The organism is Edaphosphingomonas haloaromaticamans, assembly GCF_001853345.1.
Taxonomy (GTDB): Bacteria; Pseudomonadota; Alphaproteobacteria; order Sphingomonadales; family Sphingomonadaceae; genus Sphingomonas_E; species Sphingomonas_E fennica.
In genome coordinates this window covers 782,396-805,479 of the sequence record NZ_MIPT01000001.1, presented here as the reverse complement: position 1 = coordinate 805,479, position 23,084 = coordinate 782,396, and the positions used below count along the sequence as shown (strand labels likewise).

Sequence of the window (23,084 nt, the reverse complement as noted above, 5' to 3'; positions counted from 1 at the left end):
CCCGTTACTCCACTGCGATCCAGACCGGCGCGGGCCTAGCACCGCCTTTCCGGGCCGACAACGCGGATGGGTCGCTGGAAGGCGGGGGTTCAGCCGGCGGAGGCCCCAATCGTCAGCGCCTCCGGCTCCGGCACCGATGCGAGGATGCGTTCCACATCCTCCCGGCAGCACAGGTCGGTCCCCGGCGTCAGCACCGCCGCCGTGCCCGCCGCAAGCCCGTATCGGAATGCCTCCGCCGCGCTCCATCCGCGCGCGAAGCCCAATGTCATCGCCCCGACGAAGCTGTCGCCGGCCCCCACCGCGCTGCGCGCCTCCACCGGCACGGCCGGCAGCAGGAAGGCCCCGCCGGCATTCACCAGCACCGCCCCGCGATGGCCCATCGTCACCGCGACATGCTCCACCTGCCCGCCCGCCACGAAGGCAGAGGCCGCCTCGGCAATGGCCGCGACGTCCGCCAGCTTGCGGCCGATCAGCTGCTCCAGTTCGCCCTGGCTGGGCTTCATCAGGAATATGCCGCCGTCCACCAGCGTGCGCGCCAGCGCCGCCCCGGACGTATCGACCACCAATTTCACCCCGCGCGGCGCCATCGCGGCGCGCGCCCGCCCATAGAAATCGTCTGGCACGCCGCGCGGCAGGGAACCGCTCACCACCAGATAATCGCATTCCGCAACCGTCAGGCGTTCGAGGGCCGCCTGCCATTCCGCATCGCCGACCAGCGGCCCTTCCGGCACGAAGCGGAATTCCTGGCCGCTGGCCCGCTCGTGCACCGCAAGGCTCACGCGCGTGTGATCGTGAATGTCGATCCGCGTCCGCGCGATGCCCGCCTTGTCGATCAGGCTGTCCAGCACCGCCCCGGTGACACCGCCGGCCAGATAATAAGCCTCCGCTTCCCCGCCGAGGCGCGCGACGACGCGCGCGACGTTGATGCCGCCGCCGCCGGGATCATAGCGTTCGTTGTTCGTGCGGATCTTGTGCGTGGGAAAGACGCGCTCCGCCTCGCACGCCCCGTCGATCGCGGGATTGAGGGTAAGGGTGGCGATCCTGCGCATGGCGGGCGATCCTTGCTGCAACCGAAAAGCGATCCTGTGATGCCGGCCCGAAAGATTTCACGCAACCCGACGGCCACTCCACCTTCACGGGATGCCGCCGGAAAATCAGGAAAAACGCCATCTGGAAATATCGAACGTCGCCTTTTCCGAAAATAAATCTGAAAAAGGTGCGGAAAAGACGTGCCGTGCGGATGTGGGGATCGGCGGTTCGCGCGTATCACCCTCATGACCACAAGTCGAAAGCAGGCTTGCGGCATGAGGAGGGGCATTCATGAAGCGGAGTTTTCTGCGGGGATATCTGTATTCTGCGACGGCCTTTGCCAGCATCGCCACCGCATGCGCGGTGCCGGCGTCGGCCCAGACGAGCGAGCAATTATACGATTTCAACATTCCCAGCCAAAGCCTGGGCGGCGCGCTGAACGCCTTCGCCCGCGCATCCCATCAACAGATCACCTTCGATCCCGCAGCGGTCCGCGAAAAGCAGAGTCCCGCCCTTACCGGCCAATATAGCGCGCGCGATGCCCTCGACCGGCTGCTCGCCAATTCGGGCCTCACCGTCCGCGTCGGCCGCACCGGCATCTTCATCGTCGAAAAGCCGGCGACGCCGAGGCCCAGCAAGGCGGAAGCCCAGAACCCCGATCTCACCCCCGCGGAGACGCTCGACATCGTGGTGACGGCGCAGAAGCGTGAGGAGAAGATCCTGGACGTGCCGATCGCGGTATCGGCTTTTTCGGGGACCCAGCTCGATCGCCAGAAGATCGAAAGCGGTGCCGATCTGGTGCGCGGGGTGCCGAACCTGAACTTCTCGAAAAGCTTTTCGAGCATGTACAATATCGGCATTCGCGGCATCGGCACCAAGGCACTGAACTCGTCGAGCGATCCGGGCGTGGCAGTGAGCTACAACAATACGCCGCTGATCCGGAATCGCCTGTTCGAGCAGGAATTCTTCGACACCTCCCGGCTGGANGTNCTGCGCGGCCCGCANGGCACGCTCTACGGCCGCAACGCCACCGGCGGCGTGGTCAACATCTTCCCCGCGCTGCCCACCGGTGAGTTTGAGGGCGANCTGAANGGCGAGGTGGGAAACTATGAGACCCGCCGGGTGAGCGGGATGCTCAATATCCCGCTGACCGATACGTTCTCGATCCGCGGCGCGGGCGCCTACACCAAGCGCGAGGGTTTCGATTATAACGAGTTCACCCGCAACCGGGTGAACGGGCGCGATCTCTGGTCGACGCGCCTTTCCGCGCAATGGGAGCCCAGCGATCGCTTCAAGGCGAACGTCATCTGGGAACATTTCAACGAGGATGACGACCGCTCCCGCACCGGCAAGGCGCTGTGCACCACCGATCCAGGCCCGGAAATGGTGGGCAGCGCCATTGTTCCCGATCGGTTGCGCAGCCGCCTAAGTCAGGGTTGCTTGCCTGGATCGCTTTACGACGATGCCGCCTTCGGCGTGCCTAATGCCGCAAGCCAGACCGCGCTCTATTATGCCCAAAGCGTCGGCATCGGATTTACGCCGGGGCCAGCCGGAACGATGATTCCCGGCGATATCATCTATCTCGTAAAACCGGGAGACCCCTATGCGGGAATCGTTCAATCGCGCGACCCGCGTAAAATTTCTACCGCTGTCGACCCCACCTTCCGGGCCAAAAACGATATCGTTCAATTGAATCTGGAATGGAAAGCGGCAGAAAATCTCACTTTAATATCCCAAACTGCATACAGCCGCGACCGCTGGTATTCATCGCAGGATTACAACAGATTTGTTTCAAATCCTCTATTCGGTGACAGTATAGGTACCGTTAATGTTCTGAACTCCCCCTTTGCGGATGATGGTCCCGTTCCAGGTGGCGTCTATACCGATCCTCAGCTTGGGCCATCGGACAGGCTTTTGACTGTGGACTTGAATCGAACACGCACTCGCCAATGGACACAAGAAATTCGACTTCAATCTGATTTTTCCGGCAAAATCAATTTCAACATAGGTGCGAATTATCTCAATTTTAAAACAAAAGATGATTATTACGCCTTTAGCAACCTGTTTAATCTTACTGCTACATTTGCATATTTGCGCGATTCCGATAAGGAATATGGCAATCCACCAATTTTAACATCCTTATATTGCCCGCCCGGAACTACGGATCCAGCTTGCATATATGGCCTATACCAAGACAGAAACTCCATCGATCAAGTCGATGACCAGGGCCACAATTACTTTCTTAGTCGCAATAACGTTAAAACAAAGTCATGGGCCATATTTGGAGAGACTTATCTGCAATTTAACGATGAACTAAAATTAACTCTTGGTGCTCGATATACCGACGATAAGAAATATCAAACGCAAATCCCTAGCCAGCTACTTCTAACCAGCGCTATCGTAACAGGCGGAACCGTTAACTATGGATATCCGTCTTTGCCGGATATCAATCAAAGCTGGGGTCGATTCACAGGTCGCGTTGTAGTTGATTGGAAGCCGAGCCTGTCATTCACTAACGACACTCTGGTCTACGGATCCATCTCCCGTGGATATAAAGGCGGTGGCGCCAATCCTCCTCGCGTTGATTTCGACCCCCGTATTGTTCAATACGTTCCGCTGCCCGACAGGTACAAGCCAGAATATCTGACGTCCTTTGAGGTTGGCACGAAAAACCTTCTGGCAAATAATAAGATAAGCCTGAACGCGACGGCATTTTTCTACGATTATGATGATTACCAGATATCTCAGGTAACAGATCGGATCACGTACACGGAGAATTTCGACGCACAGACTTGGGGCCTTGAATTAGAGGCAACCTGGCAACCTAATCGGAATTTTCGCTTCAACAGCAGCCTTGGGTACCTCAACACAAAATTGAAGAAGAACGCGAAATCGATCGATGTGATGGATCGCACTCAGGGAAATCCAGATTGGACGGTTGTTCGCCCCTGGCTACAAGTTCCAACGAACTGCATTGCACCGACAAAATATGTCGAGAAAGTGATCAGCACCTTTCCGAGCGAGCTGGCTCTCGCCGCACTGTGCCCAGGATCGACAGGTATTGGTTCATATAACCCCAACATACCGCCGGAAACCACCGTTCCATATTGGCAATATCTTGGATTTACCTACGATCCTCTGACGGAAGCTCCTAATGCCGGCCGAGGCTTTGACGCCGATCTTTCAGGGAACGATTTACCAAATTCGCCCCATATTACCTTCAATGTCGGCGCGCAATATACGATTTTCGTAGACAATGATGACTGGGAATTAACCCTTAGAGGTGACTATTATAGACAATCTAAGAGTTATGCACGAGTATATAATACTGAATTCGATAAATTGAAGGGTTGGGGAAATCTGAATCTATCCCTTACATTTTCTCGACCGTCAGATGAGCTATCATTCCAACTATATGTTAAGAATGTTCTCAATGATCAGCCCATCACTGATGTATTCCTAAGTGCTGATGACATTGGCATGCCAGCCAATACATTTTATCTTGACCCGAGGATCATTGGATTCAATGTTAGCAAAAGATTCTGAGATGTGCGTTTACTTAAACGAATCACTTGACTCTATCTTCAGATAGTGAAAATATAAATTTGCCTTACAAATAGGCAAACGGGCTTGTTGCAAACATATATAAATTATCTTCGGTATATGTTGCGTCACTTCTGCCCGATAATACGTTAGGAGAAGGAGACATTACATGAAGAAGATTTCTTTTATCTGCTCCGCTGCTCTTGTCATTGCGAGCATGGGCAATATCGCGAATGCTCAGACGGTCCGCAAATCCGGAAGCGGCATGGTTTTGAGCGGAACGTTCAATACGACTGTGCTTGGCGTAACGACCCCATGCACCATTACTGCGACTTACAACGTTCCGAACGTTGCCGACTCGCATTCAAATACCTCGACTCCCCCTTTTGAGCATTCGCTTTCGACCGATAATGCTCATGGTGGAGGGGTCACCCTGGCAAGCTTTGCAATGAGCGGCAGTGCAGCTTGCAGCTTGGCCACCCTTACCGGCACCCCGACCATTGCCGTTAGCCCGACCACCATCACGATCAGCGGTATCAATGCCAGGGCGATTGGCGGTCTAGTGACCTGTGCTGGTTCGATTACAGGCGCTTACCACCACGTCCCGGGCGGCAAAAGCTATGTGACTTTCACCAATCAGACGATCGGCGCCTGCACTTTCTCGGGAACTCTGACGGCGCAGAACAACGGCGAGTTCGATATCGACGCCACGCCCGCTACCCATCCGTAAGCGAACGAAATAGACTTCCTCCCTCAACGCCCAGGTGCCTATGGCATCCTGGGCGTCTTTTTCGTTTATGCTATGACTTGGAAAATCGGCCCTACTATAGTCCAGCGATACGGTGCTCCGAAATCCGTTCATGGCAACGGCGGCTGAGCGGCCGACCACACCACGGTTCTGCCAGGCTTCAATCCGGCCACAATCTCTACCCCATCCGGCCCGACTTGCCCAATCTGCACCTTGACTGGATTGTCCTTGCCTGTGCGTTCATCGCGCACCAGCACCGACGCGTCCGGCGCCGAACCGCGAATGGCTTGGGGTGGGATAACCAGTGCAGCAGAAGCTGTATAAGTCGTTATCGCTATAGTCGCCGTCATGCCGATCCTCACCTGCGCAGCCTGATCGGGCGTCAGGGGATCGAGGCTAGCCGTCGCTGTAAAGGACGCCTTACCCGGTGTCGCAACCCCGCCCGGATTGCTGGCCTCGCCAGCGATCGCACTGATCTTCCCCGGCAGTGACAGCCCTGGAAAACCGGGACCACTCACCATCAGCGGCTGGTTGAGCTTGAGGGCTGCCACGTCGGCCTCATCGATGTTGAAGGTAACGGCAAGGCCGCCGGCCTGCGCAATTATCCCGATAAGCTGACCACGGGAAACGCGAGCACCGACATGAGTATCGCTATCCACCGTCGCTACTGCCCTGCCTGCAGGGGGCCGCACAATGATTCCCGCATCCTTTGCGCGGATCACCGCTCCGGCGAATTGGGCATTGACCGCCGTTAGGCGGGCCCGGGCATTTTCCAGTTCCAGCATCGCCATGCGCCGATTGGGGCCGCCGCCACGTTCCATCGTGGCCCGCAGATCCTCGTTCGCTGACGTTACAGCCATGCGCTGCGTGCGCAGTTGCTGGAGCATGCCGTCATATTCGGTACGCGCCACCAGCCCGCGATCCAGCAGCGTCTTGGTTTCCGCCAGCTTTCGTTCCGTATCGGCCAGATCGAACCGGGCGCTTTCCACCGCGCGTCGCGCCCGCGAGACCTCCGGGCCGCTGGCCCATCCCTCCATGTCCCGCGCGGCCTGCATCGCCTTCAGATAGGCGCTTTCCGCCTCGTTGCGGCTCTGCTCCAGCTCCGAAACGTCGAGCACGGCGAGCATCTGGCCGGGCGCCACGGGATTGCCGTAGGCGAACCCCATTTCCTTCACCATCCCGTCGAACGGGGCGACGATGCCCGTGCCCTCGCCCGCCTTGATCGTGCCCGCGAAACTGATCGACGCGGTGAAGGGGCGCGGCTGGACGACCATCGTCTGCTCGGTAGTCTCGCCGCCCGCCTCCGGCTGTCCGGGGGATCGCCACCACAGGGCCAGCACGAAAAGGCCGCCGGCCGCGACGACCAGCCAGCCGAGGGACCGCCGGTCCATCCGCTTCAATCGTTCAGGGATATGCGCCATGTTTCCAACGTGTTCCCGATTTGCTGATCCAGGCTCGTCAAAGCGTTCAGATATCCGATGCGGGCTGTGAGTTCCTGCGTGTCCGCCGTGCGCAGGTCCGCCTGGAAGGAAAGCACCTCGAAATTCGATGCCCGGCCGACCTTGAGCTTTTCCTGCTGCAATTCCAGCGCGCGCGCCGCCAGAGCGCGGGCGCGGCGGGCGGCCGCCAGCTGCTGCCAGCTCGCCTCCACCGTCTGCACCGCATCGCGGATCTGCGTTTCCACCGATTGGGTGAGGTCCTGATAACGCAGCTCCGCCGTCCGCAGGCTGGTGGTCGCGCCGATTTCCCGCTGGCGGTAGGAAAAATCCCCGATCGGGATGGAAAGCTGCACGCCCACATTATGGTCGGTCGGCGGATCGAGCCGCCCCAGGATCGGATCGTCCACCCGCTGGCGGGAGACGGAGCCGCCGATCGAAAGATCCCAGAGCCGGTTGTTCCGTGCGACGGCAAGGTCGATCCGCGTCTGTTCCAGCGCCAGGCGCTGCCCCAATATGTCGACGCGCGACGAAAGGCCGAGGTCGACCACGCGATCGAGGTCGATATCGGCCTGCTCGGCATCGGGTTCGTCCGCGGCCACCACATTGGTGCGGGGGTCCACCGCCAGCAATTGCAGCAAGGCGAGCTGCGCGCTCGCCAGCTGCTGCCGCGCCTGCAGCACGGCCACTTCCTGGTTGGCGACCCCGGATTCCGTCTGGACGATATCGGCGGCGGCCATCCTGCCGGCGGCGATCAGCGCCCGATTGGTTTCGAGGAGATCGCGCGTCCGTTCCAGCGAGAGTTCCGCAAGCTCCACCTGGCTCTGCGCCTGCGACAGGCGGCGATAAGCCTGGATGATGCCGGTGACGGTGTCGATCACCGTGGATTTCAGGCTCAGCTTGTTGATCTCCTCCTGCAGCCGGGCGATCCGCACCGGCGCCATGTTCACCTTCGTCCCCGCCCCGCGCAGCAGCGGCTGGGTGAAGGACAAAGCCGCCGTGTCGCTATGGTCCGTCCTTCCGGAATCGAGCTGGTCGCGCCGATCCCAGGAAAATTGCACGCGCGTGCCGATCGGCGTCAGCCAGGTGCCGGCCGCGCCGACGGAGGAGGTGTTGAAGGTGGTCCCGCCCACGCGCTGATGGGCGATATCGGCGGAAAGGTTCAGCTTGGGCAGGAACAGCGTGCCGGCCACGAACAGGTCGAACTTCTGCGCCACGCGCTGGAGATAGGCGGACTTGATCGTCCGGTTGTCCCGCAGGCCCAGCGCTACGGTTTCGGCGAGAGTGAGCGGCACCGGCTGCCCGCTGGGCACTGGATTTGCGGGCGGGGATCTTACCGCCGCGATCGGCGCGATCTTCTGGGCGCTTGCCAGATCCGGGGCGATCGCGCCACAAAGGCACGCAATCAGCAACCAGGGGAGGCGGCGATGATCGGCACCAGAATCAGCCTTTGCCTGTGCCTGCTGTTGCCCGCCGGCTGCGCGACGCCCCGGGAGTTGAAGGTGCCGCCGAGCGCCCCGAGCCTTGCCGAACCGCCCGCTTTGCCCGATCTGCCCGGCTATGCGCCCCCTATTCCGCACGAAGCGCCTCGATCGGCTTCAGGCGGGACGCGGTGATCGCGGGATAGAGGCCGAATATCAGGCCGACCAGGCCGGCCACGCCCGTCCCCAGCGGCAGCACATAATAAGCGATGCTGAAGGTCCAGCCCGAGCTTCGCGCCACGAAATAGGTCGCCAGCAAGCCCAGCAATGCGCCGAACAGGCCGCCGGCCACCGCCAGCGTCGCGGATTCGACGATGAACATCGTCCGCAGGTCGCGCGGCGTGGCGCCGATGGCCGCGCGCAGCCCGATCTCGCGCCGGCGCTCCATCACGCCCATCAGCATCACGTTCATCACGCCGATGCCGCCCACCAGCAGGGAGATAGCGCCGACGGCGGCCAGCATGCGCGAATGCACCGCCTTCTGCGCGTTCATCGTCTTGATATAGGTCCGCGCGCTGATCACCTGGATCGCCGATCGCGGGTTGGCCAGCATCGCCGACAGCCGCTGCCCCACGATATCGGGGTCCGCCGTCGGGCGCAACTTGGCGAGCACGATATTGGGCACGCCACCCGCCACCACACGGCGTGAGCAGGCCAGCGGCACGATGACGGATTCGTTGTAATCGCTGGGATTGATCGCCTCGAGGGCGGTCGGCATCAGGATGCCGATCACCGTGAAACCGTAATTGCCGACGATGATGGCAGCGCCCGGCAGCAGCTCCGCCCCCGGCGCGGACAGTTTCTCCGCTGTCCCCTTGCCGACCAGCGCGACGGGGCTGCAATTGTCGATCGGCCGGAACAGCCGCCCCAACCGTGGGGCGAGCCCCACGGTCGCCGCGAAGGCCGGGGGCATGCCGACGATCCCCGCATCGGTGGTCTGGCGGCCAGCGCTGATCGAGGCGCGGCCGGTGATGATGGGAACGGCGCGCAGCACATCGGGATCGCGCGCCGGCAGCTGCGCCACCACGTCCGGATCGAAGCCGGGCGGCATTTCCCCTGTGGGCGTCGCCTGCAGCTGCACCGTATCCACGCCCAGATGGCGGAACAGCTTCAGCGTCTCGAGCTGCGCGATATGGCCGATGTTGAGCAGTGCCACGATCGATGCGGTGCCGATCAGGATGCCCAGCAGCGCCAGCGCCGATCGCCGCCCCTGCACCCGCAGATTGGCGAACGCCTCGCCGATGATCTCGGCCAGCGGAATTCCCGAAGTCGCAGGCGCGCGCTGCGTCACATGGCCACCGTATCGGCGATCACCTGCCCGTCGAGCAGCTCGATCCGCCTGTCGCAGCGTTCGGCCAGCTGGCGATCATGGGTGACCATCACGATCGTCACCGCCAGCCGGCGGCTGAGATCCTTGAGCAGGTCCATCATCTCCAGCGACGTTCCGCTGTCGAGGCTGCCGGTCGGCTCGTCCGCCAGGATCAACTGGGGATCGCCGATCAGCGCCCGTGCCAGGGCGACCCGCTGGCATTGACCGCCCGAAAGCTCGGAAGGCAGGTGATCGGCCCTGTGCCCCAGCCCCACCCGATCGAGCAGCGCCAGCGCCTTCGGCCGGCGATCCGCCTTGGGAATGCCGCGATAGAGCAGCGGCAGGGCGACATTCTCCCAGGCGCGGAGGCGGGGCAGCAGCTGGAAGGATTGGAAGACGAAGCCCAATAGCCGGTTGCGCAGCCGCGCCGTTTCCTCCGCCGAGGCGAAGTTCACCGCATTATCGCCCAGCAGGACCTCCCCGCGATCCGGGTGATCGAGCAGGCCGATGATGTTGAGCAGGGTGCTCTTGCCTGATCCCGAAGGCCCCAGGATCGCGCAGAAGCTGCCATTTTCTATCGAGAAGGAAATGCCCTTCAGCACCGGAATCGGATTCGCGGCAACGCCATAGGCCTTTTCGACCTCTTTCAGCCGCAGCACCGCATCCCCTCCATATAATCATATGGATGGAAAATACTCATATGAGTCAATAGAAGGATTATACTTCCGCAGTGCAGCATAAGCGCCTGCAAACTCTCTGCGATGAACGGCACCAGACCTCGCGAGATTTGGCAATGTCATGGCGGCAATCTGGCGATCGGCCGGCTCCAATATCTGGGCCCGCCGGATATTGGGTCATTTGCGATATCCGATCCGAACAGAGCGATCCCGTTTCCCGGCATGCCCGACCAGACGATGCCTTGCGGATATATACGTTTCAGCCATGCAAAGACGCACCCGCCGCCACCGACGGATCGGGGCGGCGGGTACGTTTTCCCGTTCGTGCATGCCGGCAGCGGCGCCCCTGGCGTGGACTGCCCACGGCCCGGACAGCGTGGAAAATTCAGATTTGCGTCAGCGATAGCGGGAAGGCCGGCAATGTGCCTTTCCGCAGAAAAAGCCTGCCTGGCCCGATCCGTCACTCCCGCGAAAAGGGGAAGGACGGAGGGAGGCTGGCGAAATGCCTGCGCTCCCCCGGCATTTCGGCCGTCAGGTAGCTCCGCGGCGCGCCGAAACCCGGCCGTCGCTTCAGCCGGGTTGCCCTAGCGGCCTTGTCTCACTGGCAGGCGAGGCACTCGTCATAGTCGGTGGTCGTGGCCAGCTCGATCTTCTTGAGGTCGGGCGTATTGTCCGCCTCCACGCCGCCGGCAAAGCCCGCGCGCTGGATCGATTTCGACCGCAGATAATAAAGCGACTTGATGCCGAGCTCCCACGCGCGGAAGTGCAGCATCAGCAGGTCCCACTTCTCGACGTCGGCGGGAATGAACAGGTTCAGCGAGGTCGCCTGATCGATATAGGGCGTCCGGTCCGCCGCCAGCTCGAGCAGCCAGCGCTGATCGATCTCGAAGCTGGTCTTGAACGTGTCCTTTTCCTCCTGATTGAGGAAATCGAGATGCTGGACCGAGCCGCCCTGCTCGAGGATCGAATTCCACACCGCGTCCGAATCCTTGGACTTGGCCTGCAGCAGCTTCTGCAGATGGACGTTCTTGATCGAGAAGCTGCCCGACAGCGTCTTGTGCGTATAGATGTTCGCGGGGATCGGCTCGATGCAGGCGGAGGTGCCGCCGCAGATGATGCTGATCGACGCGGTCGGCGCGATCGCCATCTTGCAGGAGAAACGCTCCATCACGCCGCGATCCTCGGCATCCGGGCAGGCGCCGCGTTCGGAAGCGAGCAGCATCGACGCTTCCTGCGCCTTGGCGGCGATATGCTTGAACATGCGCAGGTTCCAGCTCTTGGCCATCGCCCCTTCGAAGGGCAGGCCGCGCGCCTGGAGGAAGCTGTGGAAACCCATCACGCCCAGGCCCACGGAACGTTCGCGCATCGCCGAATATTTGGCGCGCGCCATCTCCGGGGGCGCACGATCGATATAGTCGGTCAGCACATTGTCGAGGAAGCGCATCACGTCCTCGATGAACTGCTTATCGCCGTTCCACTCGTCCCACGTCTCGAGGTTGAGCGAGGACAGGCAGCAGACGGCGGTGCGATCGTTGCCGAGATGGTCGCGGCCGGTGGGCAGGGTGATTTCGGAGCAGAGGTTGGAGGTCGAAACCTTCAGGCCCAGTTCGCGATGATGCTTCGGCATCGCCCGGTTCACCGTATCGGCGAAGACGATATAGGGCTCGCCCGTCGCCAGCCGGGTTTCTACCAGCTTCTGGAAGAGGGAACGCGCATCGACCTTGCCGCGGACGCTGCCGTCCTTGGGGCTGGTCAGTTCCCATTCGCGGCCGTCGCGCACCGCTTCCATGAAGGCGTCGGTCAGAAGCACGCCATGGTGGAGGTTCAGGGCCTTGCGGTTGAAATCCCCGCTGGGCTTGCGGATTTCAAGGAACTCCTCGATCTCCGGGTGCGAGATATCGAGATAGCAGGCGGCCGAGCCGCGACGCAGCGAGCCTTGCGAAATCGCCAGCGTCAGGCTGTCCATCACCCGGACGAAGGGGATGATGCCGCTGGTCTTGCCGTTCAGGCCGACCGGTTCGCCGATGCCGCGGACATTGCCCCAATAGGTGCCGATGCCGCCGCCGCGCGAGGCGAGCCAGACATTCTCGTTCCAGATCTCGGTGATCGCCTGAAGGCTGTCGTCCACCGAGTTCAGATAGCAGGAGATGGGCAACCCCCGCCCGGTGCCGCCGTTGGAGAGCACCGGCGTGGCCGGCATGAACCACAGCTTCGAGATATAGTCGTAGAGGCGCTGGGCGTGCGCGGCATCGTCGGCATAGGCCGAGGCCACGCGGACGAACAGGTCCTGATAGCTTTCACCCGGCAGCAGATAGCGGTCCTTCAGCGTCTCCTTGCCGAAATCCGTGAGGAGCGCGTCACGCCCGTGATCGACCTCGACCGGATAGGGCCGCTTGAGCACGCCGTGCGGGCTGTCCGTCCCGGCTTCGGCCCTGGTCGCTTCGAGGGTGGTGGCCACGTCGCTCGCGCCCGCTTCGTTGTTGCTGCCTGAAAGGTCCATCGTCGCGTCGCCCTTGCCCGGTTATCCGTCGTCAAAAATCATGGCCATCCGGGGTGCCGGACGGGCCTTTGCGGCCCGATCGTTCCCAGAATGTTCGGCCGGGAAGCCACGCTCCCCAAGCCTAGCATGCCGGGGGGCGGAAGGGGACCGGCTTTCCGCCGCGATCCCACGTCAAAGAGACGCAAACAGCCGTTCCGCAAATATAGGGTACGGCACGGGTTTAACAATCTCTTGGGGCCAGCCCCCTGGCACGACCACTATCCATAGTGCCCGATCCCCGTCCGGACGCAAGATGTAAATTCGCTTGGCGCCTCCACGGCTCATCGCCGCTCCGATTCGGTTCGTCGCACCCGCCGGCGGGAAAATGGCTTGCGACGCGCGGATTTTCCTGCACTCCGCGCCGCCGCAAGAGAATGAAAGAGGAACAAAAAAATATTCCCGAAAGGGCCGGTGCGGCCGCAATCGGCGGGCGCTCGGCCTCGGGCAATTTCGGCTTCCCGCGTGGCGCCGGCAGGCGTAGGATCGGGATCGACCTCCGGCCTGCCTCGGGTCGCCGGCCGCCGGTCCGTTTGCTGATCCAATTGCCGCTCGAGGGAAGGGCGCAGCCCGTCCCGCCATCAGGAGGGCCGCCATGGTCGCGATCACACCCGTTTCCGAAGAGGCGAGAATCCCCGACGTCCGCAGGATCGGCATGGCCGATCTGCGCTGGGCGCTCGCCGAAGGCTGGCACGATTTCCGGGAGAAGCGGGGCGATATCCTGCTGGTCGGCTTCATCTATCCGCTGGTGGGCTTCATCGCGGCCTGGTTCGCGCTGAACGGGGAGCTTATCCCCCTGCTCTTCCCGCTGGTCGCCGGTCTGTCGCTGCTGGGGCCGACGGTCGCCTCGGGCTTCTACGAGCTTGCCCGCCGGCGCGAGCAGGGGCTGGAATCGGGCTGGACCCATTTCTTCGATCCGTGGAGCGGCCCGCGCGGGCGCGAGCTGCTGCTCGCCACCCTCACGCTGGCCCTGCTGTTCGTCGCCTGGGTCGGCACCGCCTGGCGGCTCTACCAGGGCGCCTTCGGCCTCAGCCAGGGCCTCACCATATCGGCTTTCCTCGAACAGCTGTTCACCACGAACGAGGGCTGGCGGCTCATCATCTTCGGCAATCTCGTCGGCCTCGGCTTCGCGGTGATCGCGCTGGCCAGCAGCGTCGTCACCTTCCCGATGCTGGTGGACCGGCCCGTCCATGTCGGCACCGCCATCGCCACCTCCTTCAAGGCCGCCACCCAGAATCCGGTCGCGATCGGCACATGGGGCCTGATCGTCGCGGCGCTGCTGGTGATCGGCTGCATCCCCCTGTTCGTGGGTCTGGCGGTGGTGCTGCCGGTGCTCGGCTATGCCACCTGGCACCTCTACACCCGGCTGGTGGAACGATAGGGCATGCCCGGAACGGGTCGGGGCGGCGGAGGAAAGATGCCGATCCGGCCCCTACCCCTTATGGGCCGCGCATTGACAGCATGACGCCATCGGGACCACGCTTCGCCCGATAACAGGGGCTCGAACGCCTTTCGGATCGCTCAACGATGCCCCGCCGGCACGCCCCGGCGGCGGCTATGGAGGAGGGGTTCGAAATGAGCAGCTTTCCCAAGCGGATATTCCTGTCCGGCGTGGCTGTCCTGACGCTCGGCATGAGCGCGGCCGGCGCCAGGGCGGAGATCATCGGCGGAGTCGAATTCCCGCAGGGCGCCCTTTCCTTCGCCGATGCCGTGGTCTCCTACCAGCCCGGCCTGGAGGGCAATGCGCCGACAGCGCCGCACCAGGGCGCCGCCAACGCGCTCGGCGTGCCCGATTATAACGGGGTGAATTCCTGCGCGTCGCAGGATGCCTGCTCCTTCGTCTCGCTGGGCGTGGGCGGGCGGATCGTGCTCCGCTTCGTCGATAATCTGCTGACCGGCAGCGATTCCGATGCGGACGATCTGTGGATCTTCGAGGTCGGCCCCGATGTCGAAGGCACGATCGTCGATATCAGCGTCAACGGCATCGACTGGCTCTCGGTCGGCGCCATCGGCGGATCGACGCGGGGCATCGATATCGATGCGTTCGGCTACGGCTCCTCCTCCGCCTTCGCCTATATCCGCCTGACGGACGTGGCCAATAATGGCGGCACGACAGGCGCCACCGTCGGCGCCGACATCGACGCGGTCGGCGCGATCTCCACCCGCGCCGCGCCGCCGCTGGTGCCGGAACCGGCGACATGGGCGATGATGATCGCCGGATTCGGCCTCATCGGCGGGGCGCTCCGGCACGGCAAGCCGCTGCCCGCATAGCGGGTCGGCCCGCATAGCGGGCCATCAACCGGGGACCGCCGGTTGGAATGGGTGCGCGAAACGCGTAAGGCCACCCCCGAACGACGCGATTCCCGCGTGGGATCGCGCCCGATGTTTCGCGCCACGTCCCACCCGTAGAGGGAGCCCATGACCGTCATCATCAAGGAAGCCGACCTGATCGAGAGCGTCGCCGACGCGCTCCAATATATCAGCTACTACCACCCGATGGATTATATCCGCGCGCTGGGCGATGCCTATGAGGCCGAGCAGGGGCCGGCCGCGAAGGACGCCATCGCCCAGATCCTGACCAACAGCCGCATGTGCGCGGAGGGCCACCGCCCGATCTGCCAGGATACCGGCATCGTCACCGTCTTCGTCAAATGGGGCCAGCAATGCATGCTGGACAGCGACAAGTCGCTCCAGGAGGTCGTCGATGAAGGCGTGCGCCGCGCCTATCTGAACCCGGAGAACCGGCTGCGCGCCTCGATCCTGAAGGACCCCGCCTTCGGCCGCGTCAACACCAAGGACAACACGCCCTGCGTGATGAACGTGGAGATGGTGCCCGGCGCCAAGGTGCATATCGACGTCGCGGCCAAGGGCGGCGGCAGCGAGAACAAGTCCAAGTTCAAGATGCTGAACCCCAGCGATTCCATCGTCGACTGGGTGCTGGAGATGGTGCCGCAGATGGGCGCCGGCTGGTGCCCGCCGGGCATGCTGGGCATCGGCATCGGCGGCACGGCCGAAAAGGCGATGAGCCTGGCCAAGGAATCGCTGATGGGCCATATAGACATGGCCCAGCTCAAGCAGCGCGGCCCCCAGAACGATATCGAGCGACTGCGCATCGAGATCTTCGACAAGGTGAACGCGCTCGGCATCGGCGCGCAGGGGCTGGGCGGGCTCGCCACCATCCTCGACGTGAAGATCATGGATTATCCGACCCACGCGGCTTCCAAGCCGGTGGCGATGATCCCCAACTGCGCGGCCACCCGCCACGCCCACTTCACCCTCGACGGTTCCGGCCCCGTCTATCTCGATCCGCCGAGCCTGGACGAATGGCCCAAGGTGGAATGGACGCCGAGCAAGGAGGCGATCAAGGTCGACCTCGATACGCTGACGCCGGAAATCGTGGCGAGCTGGAAGCCGGGCGACCGCCTGCTCCTGAACGGCAAGATGCTCACCGGCCGCGACGCCGCCCACAAGCGCATCCAGGACATGCTGGCCAAGGGCGAGGAGCTGCCCGTCAGCTTCAAGGGCCGGGTGATCTATTATGTCGGCCCGGTCGATCCGGTGCGCGACGAGGTGGTCGGCCCCGCCGGCCCCACCACCGCCACCCGCATGGACAAGTTCACCGACATGATGCTGGAGCAGACCGGGCTGATCGCCATGGTCGGCAAGGCGGAGCGCGGCCCCGCGGCCGTGGAATCGATCAGGAAGCACAAGGCCGCCTATCTGATGGCGGTGGGCGGCGCCGCCTATCTGGTCGCCCGCGCGATCAAGGGCGCCCGCGTGGTCGGTTTCGAGGACCTCGGCATGGAGGCGATCTACGAGTTCGACGTTCAGGACATGCCGGTGACGGTGGCGGTAGATTCCACCGGCCAGAACGTGCACCATATGGCTCCGCTCGTCTGGCGGGAGAAGATCGCCAGGGAAAGGCTGCTCGAAACCGCATGACGATCGCCCTCCTCCCCGCACTGCTGCTGGCTGCCGCCCCCGGCGCGGCCGGTGCCCCGGATTTCAATCCATCGGCGGTGCGGGTGGAGGATGTCGTCGCCTGCAGGCTCGATGCCCGCCAGTTCAACGGCTTTGTCGCCTGGGCGACGGGGCCGGACAATGGCGGCGCATCGCGCGGCTGGGCGCGGGTGGACGGCGGCGAGCCCACCATCGTCGAATTCAGCCTGCCCGCCCCCATCGCCGCCTTCGGCCGCACCACCGACCGGATCGGCTTTGCCGGCACCGCCGTGCTGGCGATGCTACCGGAAGTCGCCCCCGCCACGATCGCCGGCGAGGTCGGCATCGCCAACACGATCCCGGACGACACGCGCTTCTTCGGGGAGAAGCTGGTCGATCGCCGGGTGGAGCATGATGCCGATCTCGGCATGTCCTATACCTATAAGCGGGTGATGATCGTCACCGCCTTCCCGTCCCATCCCGGCGCCACCTTCGCGGGATGCAGCTATCGCGCGGAGGAAGGCGACAGGTGAACCGCCCCGCATGATCCCGGAACTCACCGGCCGCGATGCGCGCTATCGCGTGCCGCTTTCGCCGGAAGAATGCGTCGACAGGCTGGCGCCGCTGCTCGTGGCCGGCGGCGACGTGGCCTTCACCCATGGCGGGCCGGACATGGTATTCGCCGGCAGCGTCGGCCGCGATGCGCTCCATATCGCCTGCCGCCATCGCAACCGGCGCGCCGACAGCGAATTCGCGCTCCATGCCCGCCTCTATCGCGACGGCGCCAACACCCAGATACGCGGCCGCTTCCGCGTGCCGACCGACACCAGCCGCTACATGATCGGCTGGTTCGTCTCGATGGTGCTGTTCTCCATCTATATCGGCTGGACAAGCATGGTGACGCCGCTGGTGCGGGTGCTGCTGATGGCCGCGCCACTCGGCATGATGGCGATCGTGATCGGCCTGTCGCTGCTGCATCGCGGCCGGCTGAAACGCGACGAGGCGGCGATCACCGCCCTGCTCGCCGAAACGCTGGGCGCGCGCCGCTATCGGCTCAAGCCCGCCGGGCGGCGCGCGAGGAAGCGTTGACCGCTTGTTAGGCATCTCCGGCATATTCTCCGTATATTGAACGGGGATAGCCGGATGCAGATTGCACAGACGGTCGTGAAGGCGGCGAAGCTGTCGGGCGACCTTGGGATAAGGACGCTCGATCTCCAGGCGGATATCGCGGCGCTTGCCGAACGGGTTACGGAACAGGCCAATACGGTGGAACGGATCGGCGCGGATGCCGATCGGCTGGAGCGCGATCGCTCGGCCGTGTCGCTCACGGCGCGCGACGCCAAGGAAAAGGCGTCGGCCGCCCGCGACGTGATCGCCGATTCCAGCGCGCGGCTGGATGCCGCCACCGACAATGTCGTCGACCTGATCGAGCAGGTCAGCCAGATCCATGCGGGGCTGGGCAGCTTCAACGCGGCACTGGCGACCGTCGCCAGCGTGACGGAAGCGATCAGCGAGATTGCCGGCCAGACCAACCTCCTGGCGCTCAACGCCACGATCGAGGCGGCGCGCGCCGGCGATGCCGGGCGCGGTTTCGCCGTGGTGGCGAGCGAGGTGAAGAAGCTCGCCCAGGAAACCGCCGCCGCCACCGCCAAGATCAACGAATCGATCGGCGCGCTCACCGCCGAGGCGCAGGCCATGCTGGCGCGGATCGGCACGGGCGTGGACAAGGCCCGCTCCGCGCACGAAGGCACGCGCGAGATCGAGACCCTGGTCAGCAGCCTCGCCACGCTGATGCGCGGCCTTTCCGACAATAGCGACGCGGTGGCCGGTAGCCTCGAATCGATCGTCGGTTCGGTATCCGGCATCCGCACCGGCCTCGATGCGCTCACCAGCACCTCCAGCGCCAATGCCGCCGATCTCGTGCGGCTCAGCGATCGCCTCAGCCATGTCAGCGACGATACCAACGTGCTGCTGCAGCACATGGCCGAAACCGGGGTCGAGATACCGGACAGCCCCTATGTCCGCTTCGCGCTGGATGCGGCCGGCACCATCGTCGCGGCGCTCGAAGCCGATATCCGCAACGGGCGTATCTCGGCCGAAGCGTTCTTCTCCGATCATTATGAGCCGATCCCCGGCACCGACCCGAAGCAATATCAGCATCCCGCGACCGACCTGATCGTCGCGGCCGCCCGCCCGCATCAGGAAAAGGCGCGCGCGCTTCCGGGCTTCTTCGGCATGTCGCTCACCGATCGCAACACCTTCGGCGCGGTCCAGATGCCCGAACGCTCGCTGCCCCGCCGCGACGACCCCATCTGGAACGCGGAGCACAGCCGCCATCAGGTGTTCTTCGATTATGAGGACCAGCGCATCCAGTGCCGGCTCACCGAGCCCTTCTGGCTCAAGGCCTATCGCCGGCCGGTGGCCGGCGGCGGCGTGATGCTGCTGAAGCAGGTGATCGCATCGATCCATGTCGCCGGCCGCCACTGGGGCATCCTGCAGCTCGCCTATGAGGATCGGGGCTGAGGCATGTGAGTTCCCGGCGGGGGCGACCGCTGGGCCTCGAAGTGCCGCGCCCGGCCTAAGATCGGAAGGCCGGGGAAGCAGATATTTCGCCGCCCTTCCCCACCCGTCATTCCCGCGCAGGCGGGAATCGATGGTTGGCTCGATAGAGTCGATGGCGCCCGACACAATGGATTCCCGCCTGCGCGGGAATGACGGTTTTTGGCGGTATGTCCGGGCGGCCGCTATCCGATGAAGATCGCGGGGTAGCGGCCATCGATTTGGCCACACGCAGCCGGGACCAACCAGCCCGGATACGAAAAAGGGGAGGGGCACGCCGGGCGCCCCTCCCCTTTTTCCTTACCGTCCGAAGATCGCTTAGCGGTAGGTGACCTTCTTGACCGCCGCCACCACATCGTCGGCCTTGATCAGCGCGGCCTTTTCGAGGTTCGCCGCATAAGGCAGCGGCACGTCCTCGTTGGTCACGCGCAGCACCGGCGCGTCGAGATCGTCGAAGCCGTCCTCCATCGCGATCGCCGCGATTTCCGACGCGATCGAGCAGACCGGCCAGCCTTCCTCGACCACCACCATCCGGTTGGTCTTGGCGAGCGACTTCAGCACCGTCGCCTTGTCGAGCGGGCGCAGCGTGCGCAGGTCGATCACCTCGGCGTCGATGCCCTCGGCCGCCAGCTTCTCCGCCGCGTCGAGCGCGACGCCCACGCCGATCGAATAGCTGACGATCGTCACGTCCCGGCCCTCGCGCACGATGCGCGCCTTGCCGATCGGCAGCACATAATCGTCGAGCTTCGGCACCTCGAAGCTGTGGCCGTAGAGCAGCTCGTTCTCGAGGAACACCACCGGATCGGGGCAGCGGATCGCCGCCTTGAGCAGGCCCTTGGCATCGGCCGCGTCATAGGGCGCGATCACGATCAGGCCCGGCACGCTGGCATACCAGGGGCCGTAATTCTGGCTGTGCTGCGCGGCGACGCGGCTGGCGGCGCCGTTGGGGCCGCGGAACACCACCGGGCAGCGCATCTGGCCGCCAGACATATAGTTGGTCTTGGCGGCCGAGTTGATGATGTGGTCGATCGCCTGCATGGCGAAGTTGAACGTCATGAACTCGACGATCGGCTTCAGCCCGCCCATCGCCGCACCGGTGCCGACGCCGGCAAAGCCATATTCGGTGATCGGCGTGTCGATGACGCGCCGGTCGCCGAACTCGTCGAGCAGGCCCTGCGTCACCTTGTAGGCGCCCTGATACTGCGCCACTTCCTCGCCCATCACGAAGACGCGATCGTCGGCGCGCATCTCCTCCGCCATGGCGTCGCGCAGCGCCTCGCGCACCGTGGTCTTCACCATCTCGGTGCCCGCGGGGATATCGGGATCGGAAACCGTGGCCGCCTTTTCGGAGGCGAGCTGCCTGGTGCCGGTATCCGCCTTGCGCGGCCCGCCATCCTCGCCGGCGGCGGGCGCCGCCTCGGCCTTGGGCGCTTCCACCTCGGGCTCGGGCGCCTTGGCCGGCGCGGCCTCGACGGCGGCGGCATCCTCGCCCTCGCCGGCGATCAGCGCGATCACCTCGCCCACCTTCNCGCCATCGGTGCCCTCGGGGATGACGATCTTCGCGATCGTGCCTTCATCGACCGCCTCGAACTCCATCGTCGCCTTGTCGGTCTCGATCTCGGCCAGGATGTCGCCGGACTTGACGGCATCGCCTTCCTTGACGAGCCACTTGGCAAGCGTCCCTTCCTCCATGGTGGGGGAAAGCGCCGGCATCTTCAGTTCAATCGCCATCAATACTGTCCCACCAGCACGTCGGTATAAAGTTCGGAAAGCTCGGGCTCGGGCGCCTGCTCGGCGAAGTCGGCGGCATCCTGCACGGTCTTGCGGATGTCCTTCTCAAGCTGCTTCAGCTCGTCCTCGGAAACGCCGGCCGCTTCCAGCTCGCGCTTCAGATGCTCGATCGGGTCGGATTTGTCGCGCACCGCCTGCACTTCCTCGCGCGAGCGATATTTGGCCGGGTCCGACATGGAATGGCCGCGATAGCGATAGGTCTTGAGCTCGAGCAGGATCGGCCCCTTGCCGCCGCGCACCCATTCCAGCGCTTCCTCGGCCGCGCCGCGCACCGCGAGCACGTCCATGCCGTCCACCTGGATGCCGGGGATGCGGAAGCTCTCGCCCCGGCGGTAGAGCTGGTCCTCCGCCGAAGCGCGGTTCACGCTGGTGCCCATCGCATATTGGTTGTTCTCGATCACGAAGATGATCGGCAGCTTCCATAGCTCCGCCATGTTGAAGCTCTCATAGACCTGGCCCTGGTTGGCCGCGCCGTCGCCGAAATAGGCCAGGCACACGCCGCCGTCGCCGGCATATTTGTGCTTGAAGGCGAGGCCGGTGCCCAGCGACACCTGCGCGCCGACGATGCCGTGGCCGCCGTAGAAGCCATGTTCCACCGAGAACATGTGCATCGAGCCGCCCTTGCCGCGCGAGATGCCGGCTTCGCGGCCGGTCAGCTCCGCCATGATCACCTTGGGATCGATGCCATAGGCCAGCATGTGGCCATGATCACGATAGCCGGTGATGACGCTGTCCTTGCCCACCGTCAGCGCCGATTGCAGGCCCACGGCCACCGCTTCCTGGCCGATATAGAGGTGGCAGAAGCCGCCGATCAGCCCCAGGCCGTAAAGCTGGCCGGCCCTTTCCTCGAACCGGCGGATCAGCAGCATCTGCCGGTAGAAATCCAGCATCTCCTGCTTGGAGGCCTTGTAGCGCACGGGTTCGGCCGGGCGCTCGCGGTTGGATGCGGGGACGGCGGATGCCGCCGGCTTCCGCGCGGCGGCGGGCGCCTTGCGGGTTCGCGGCTGTGCTGCTTTGGCCAAGCTGGAACGCTCCTGTGGAGAGATACGGATGTCGGGCCGTCTATAGGCCGCGAACACCCGATTCCGCAACGGCACTCGGGGGTTTCGAACGCCATGACAGCGTTGGGAAAGATTCCGTCACGACGACTGGGAAAGGCGTAACGATCTAACGAAAACGAGTCCGAAACGGGCGCGGAGAAGGCGCCCGCCGCCAGCGGAGCATCACTTCGTCACGATGACATATTCGTCCTGGCCGACCATGTCGGTCGCGCCGCGGGTAAGCTCGTCGGCCAAATCGGGATCGCCGTGGGAAAGCAGGCGCTTGCGATTCAGCAGCCGCTGCTTCTCGGCCTCCACCTGGGCGAGCTTCACCTTCGCGTCGGCCAGCTGCTTATGATATTCGCCGCGCGCCAGCAGGCCGTTCGAACCGAGCACCGCATAGCCGGCGAACATCAGCATCACCAGCACCGCCAGCGTCGGCGCGGCGGCGGTGGCGAGAAGGCGGAAGGGAGAGCGCTTGCGTATCACCCGAATCAGGAATCACTAACACGCCGCCAAGGCAAGCCTGAATCGGCGGAGCGGCTATTTTTACCCTATGAAGTCGCCACCCCATGCACGCCCCCCGGCGAAGGTTGACTCTCTTACAGTCAACGCCGAGAGCCTTGTATTTTAATCAGCTCGGGGGGGCCACGCATGGATTCCTTAAGTTCCATACGACAGATTTTACTTACAGCGATGCCGGCATGTGCGCTTTTCCTATCATCCTGCGGGGGCGGAGATAGCGATAGCACTACAACGCCCACGCCCACACCCATAGTGGATACATATCCGTCACCGACAGATTATGCTCAGGATTTTTCGTTCACATCCGACCTTGGCTATGCGTTCACACGCTTTAGAGTCGATGAAGTAGATTATATAATTGCCTCAAACCTAAGAGCCCGATCGGAAATTAAGTTGAGTGGTATCAGCAGGTTAGCTTGACGGCTGAGCCTGTCGTTGATTCAGGGGTTTCGCCAAAAACTGCCGTGGATT

General features: G+C 63.5%; 17 protein-coding genes. 8 read left to right on the top strand and 9 right to left on the bottom strand.

Annotated features, from left to right (window positions below; translation table 11 throughout):
• Positions 1–89: 89 nt before the first annotated feature.
• A complete protein-coding gene (locus BHE75_RS03675; RefSeq protein ID WP_070932478.1) occupies positions 90–1,049 on the bottom strand; it encodes a 1-phosphofructokinase family hexose kinase in 960 nt (319 codons plus the stop codon).
• 271 nt (positions 1,050–1,320) lie between these two features.
• Here BHE75_RS03675 and BHE75_RS23050 point away from each other — a divergent pair, with 271 nt between their 5' ends.
• Positions 1,321–4,575 carry a TonB-dependent receptor domain-containing protein gene (locus BHE75_RS23050; protein ID WP_084652904.1) on the top strand — a complete coding sequence of 1,085 codons (3,255 nt, stop codon included), beginning with the start codon at positions 1,321–1,323 and terminating at the stop codon, positions 4,573–4,575.
• 166 nt (positions 4,576–4,741) lie between these two features.
• The gene (locus BHE75_RS23905; RefSeq protein ID WP_139181632.1) at positions 4,742–5,302 is read left to right on the top strand and encodes a hypothetical protein; all 561 of its coding nucleotides are present in this window, start codon (positions 4,742–4,744) and stop codon (positions 5,300–5,302) included.
• Between the two features lie 128 nt (positions 5,303–5,430).
• Here BHE75_RS23905 and BHE75_RS03665 read toward each other — a convergent pair whose 3' ends face one another.
• From BHE75_RS03665 to BHE75_RS03645, 5 genes are all read right to left on the bottom strand, one after another.
• Positions 5,431–6,741 (bottom strand): efflux RND transporter periplasmic adaptor subunit, encoded by a 1,311-nt coding sequence (locus BHE75_RS03665; protein ID WP_254684353.1) that lies wholly within the window; start codon positions 6,739–6,741, stop codon positions 5,431–5,433.
• Entirely contained in the window at positions 6,717–8,069 is a 1,353-nt protein-coding gene (locus BHE75_RS03660) for a TolC family protein (RefSeq protein ID WP_254684352.1), read from the bottom strand. The genes BHE75_RS03665 and BHE75_RS03660 overlap by 25 nt, the downstream gene beginning before the upstream one ends.
• 256 nt (positions 8,070–8,325) lie before the next feature.
• Entirely contained in the window at positions 8,326–9,528 is a 1,203-nt protein-coding gene (locus BHE75_RS03655) for an ABC transporter permease (RefSeq protein WP_015459331.1), read from the bottom strand.
• Positions 9,525–10,205, bottom strand: a complete 681-nt coding sequence (locus BHE75_RS03650; protein WP_015459330.1) for an ABC transporter ATP-binding protein — start codon at positions 10,203–10,205, stop codon at positions 9,525–9,527. The genes BHE75_RS03655 and BHE75_RS03650 overlap by 4 nt, the downstream gene beginning before the upstream one ends.
• A 616-nt stretch (positions 10,206–10,821) precedes the next feature.
• A complete protein-coding gene (locus tag BHE75_RS03645; protein WP_015459329.1) occupies positions 10,822–12,723 on the bottom strand; it encodes a ribonucleoside-diphosphate reductase subunit alpha in 1,902 nt (633 codons plus the stop codon).
• A gap of 631 nt (positions 12,724–13,354) precedes the next feature.
• Here BHE75_RS03645 and BHE75_RS03640 point away from each other — a divergent pair.
• The 6 genes from BHE75_RS03640 to BHE75_RS03615 all read left to right on the top strand — a co-directional run bounded on the left by BHE75_RS03640 (position 13,355) and on the right by BHE75_RS03615 (position 19,221).
• A complete protein-coding gene (locus tag BHE75_RS03640; RefSeq protein ID WP_070932471.1) occupies positions 13,355–14,140 on the top strand; it encodes a DUF2189 domain-containing protein in 786 nt (261 codons plus the stop codon).
• Between the two features lie 194 nt (positions 14,141–14,334).
• Positions 14,335–15,030, top strand: coding sequence for a PEPxxWA-CTERM sorting domain-containing protein (locus BHE75_RS03635; protein WP_070935458.1), 696 nt, complete (start codon positions 14,335–14,337; stop codon positions 15,028–15,030).
• 147 nt (positions 15,031–15,177) lie between these two features.
• Complete coding sequence (locus tag BHE75_RS03630; RefSeq protein ID WP_015459326.1) at positions 15,178–16,701, top strand: fumarate hydratase; 1,524 nt, start codon at positions 15,178–15,180, stop codon at positions 16,699–16,701.
• Entirely contained in the window at positions 16,698–17,231 is a 534-nt protein-coding gene (locus BHE75_RS03625) for a hypothetical protein (protein ID WP_070932469.1), read from the top strand. Before BHE75_RS03630 ends, BHE75_RS03625 begins: the two co-directional genes overlap by 4 nt.
• 10 nt (positions 17,232–17,241) lie before the next feature.
• Positions 17,242–17,787, top strand: coding sequence for a hypothetical protein (locus BHE75_RS03620; RefSeq protein ID WP_070932467.1), 546 nt, complete (start codon positions 17,242–17,244; stop codon positions 17,785–17,787).
• Between the two features lie 54 nt (positions 17,788–17,841).
• Complete coding sequence (locus tag BHE75_RS03615) at positions 17,842–19,221, top strand: methyl-accepting chemotaxis protein (protein ID WP_191225142.1); 1,380 nt, start codon at positions 17,842–17,844, stop codon at positions 19,219–19,221.
• 354 nt (positions 19,222–19,575) lie between these two features.
• Here BHE75_RS03615 and BHE75_RS03610 read toward each other — a convergent pair whose 3' ends face one another.
• From BHE75_RS03610 to BHE75_RS03600, 3 genes are all read right to left on the bottom strand, one after another.
• Positions 19,576–20,988: a pyruvate dehydrogenase complex E1 component subunit beta gene (locus tag BHE75_RS03610; protein WP_070932465.1), complete on the bottom strand. Its 1,413-nt coding sequence runs from the start codon at positions 20,986–20,988 to the stop codon at positions 19,576–19,578.
• On the bottom strand, positions 20,988–22,070 hold the full coding sequence (gene pdhA / locus BHE75_RS03605) for a pyruvate dehydrogenase (acetyl-transferring) E1 component subunit alpha (protein ID WP_015459321.1): 1,083 nt from the start codon (positions 22,068–22,070) through the stop codon (positions 20,988–20,990). The genes BHE75_RS03610 and pdhA overlap by 1 nt, the downstream gene beginning before the upstream one ends.
• A 201-nt stretch (positions 22,071–22,271) precedes the next feature.
• The gene (locus BHE75_RS03600) at positions 22,272–22,577 is read right to left on the bottom strand and encodes an FtsB family cell division protein (protein ID WP_015459320.1); all 306 of its coding nucleotides are present in this window, start codon (positions 22,575–22,577) and stop codon (positions 22,272–22,274) included.
• Positions 22,578–23,084: the final 507 nt, after the last annotated feature.

Bases quoted from the DNA above. Each gene is read 5' to 3' on its own strand.
- BHE75_RS03615 (WP_191225142.1), top strand. From the start codon at position 17,842: ATGCAGATTGCACAGACGGTCGTGAAGGCGGCGAAGCTGTCGGGCGAC.
- BHE75_RS03640 (WP_070932471.1), top strand. From the start codon at position 13,355: ATGGTCGCGATCACACCCGTTTCCGAAGAGGCGAGAATCCCCGACGTC.
- BHE75_RS03675 (WP_070932478.1), bottom strand. From the start codon at position 1,049: ATGCGCAGGATCGCCACCCTTACCCTCAATCCCGCGATCGACGGGGCG.
- BHE75_RS03635 (WP_070935458.1), top strand. From the start codon at position 14,335: ATGAGCAGCTTTCCCAAGCGGATATTCCTGTCCGGCGTGGCTGTCCTG.
- BHE75_RS03620 (WP_070932467.1), top strand. From the start codon at position 17,242: ATGATCCCGGAACTCACCGGCCGCGATGCGCGCTATCGCGTGCCGCTT.
- BHE75_RS23905 (WP_139181632.1), top strand. From the start codon at position 4,742: ATGAAGAAGATTTCTTTTATCTGCTCCGCTGCTCTTGTCATTGCGAGC.
- BHE75_RS03645 (WP_015459329.1), bottom strand. From the start codon at position 12,723: ATGGACCTTTCAGGCAGCAACAACGAAGCGGGCGCGAGCGACGTGGCC.
- BHE75_RS03630 (WP_015459326.1), top strand. From the start codon at position 15,178: ATGACCGTCATCATCAAGGAAGCCGACCTGATCGAGAGCGTCGCCGAC.
- BHE75_RS03665 (WP_254684353.1), bottom strand. From the start codon at position 6,741: ATGGCGCATATCCCTGAACGATTGAAGCGGATGGACCGGCGGTCCCTC.
- BHE75_RS03625 (WP_070932469.1), top strand. From the start codon at position 16,698: ATGACGATCGCCCTCCTCCCCGCACTGCTGCTGGCTGCCGCCCCCGGC.